General features: G+C 68.3%; 1 protein-coding gene. It reads right to left on the bottom strand.

The window, feature by feature from the left end; genetic code table 11:
* A partial coding sequence (locus ABD793_RS42550; RefSeq protein WP_344869577.1) for a TetR/AcrR family transcriptional regulator occupies positions 1–353 on the bottom strand: 353 nt, incomplete at its 3' end.
* Positions 354–818 lie beyond the last annotated feature (465 nt).

Below are 818 nucleotides of genomic sequence, written 5' to 3'. Positions count from 1 at the left end.
CGATCGAGTTCCGTGGCTCGGAACATGAGGTCGAAGAGTTCGGGGTTGCCGAGTCCGAAGGCCAGGTAGGCACGTCCCACTGCGGTGAAGCGCGCCGCCGGATCGGTCAAGCCCCTGACCGCGGCGACGAGAGCGTCCCCGAGCTGCGCGAAACCTTCGATCGCGAGAGCGGTCAGCAAACCGGCGCGGTTGCCGAAGTGCCATTTCGGGGTGGCTCGGGACACCCCGGCTCGTGCCGCGATGGCCCGGAGGCTGAGCCCTCCTGGCCCGTGTGCCAGTAACTCGGCGCGAGCGGAGGCGAGCAGGGCCGCGCGCACATCGGTCGGGTAGGCGGCATCGGACATGGGTGTCATAGCGCCAGTGTCGCAGACCGGTTTGACACCGTCAAAGACGGAGTGCACAGTGAAGACGTCAGCAACGTTGACACCGTCAAACTCGAGGGAGGACACCGCCATGAATCCGTGCCGGCCTCATCCGGGACTCGAGTGTCACGCACCGGTGGTTACCCGGGCGACGCCGCGCCTTGGCGGGCTCGTCCGGTGGAAGCAGCGGGCGGATCCGTGACCGCGCTCCGCCGCACCGATCATCGCCCGACGGCCTCGTCCCGACCACGGAACACGTGTTCCGGCAACTGTCCATAGGAGACTGTTATGTACCGTTGGTTCGTCCGCCGCAACGTCCGCGCCGCGTTTGCCGCGCTCTCGCGCGGGGAAATGTCGCTGATCCACGACATGGCCCCGGATGTGCACCACACCTTCCCCGGCCGCGGCGCCCTCGGCGGCCAACGCACCACCCGCGACGACGTCGCCGCCTGGCTG

The sequence above is a fragment of the Amycolatopsis ultiminotia genome, assembly GCF_039536925.1.
Lineage (GTDB): Bacteria > Actinomycetota > Actinomycetes > Mycobacteriales > Pseudonocardiaceae > Amycolatopsis > Amycolatopsis ultiminotia.
The sequence above is the reverse complement of the archived record's forward strand: the minus strand, read 5'-3'. Positions and strand labels throughout refer to the sequence as shown.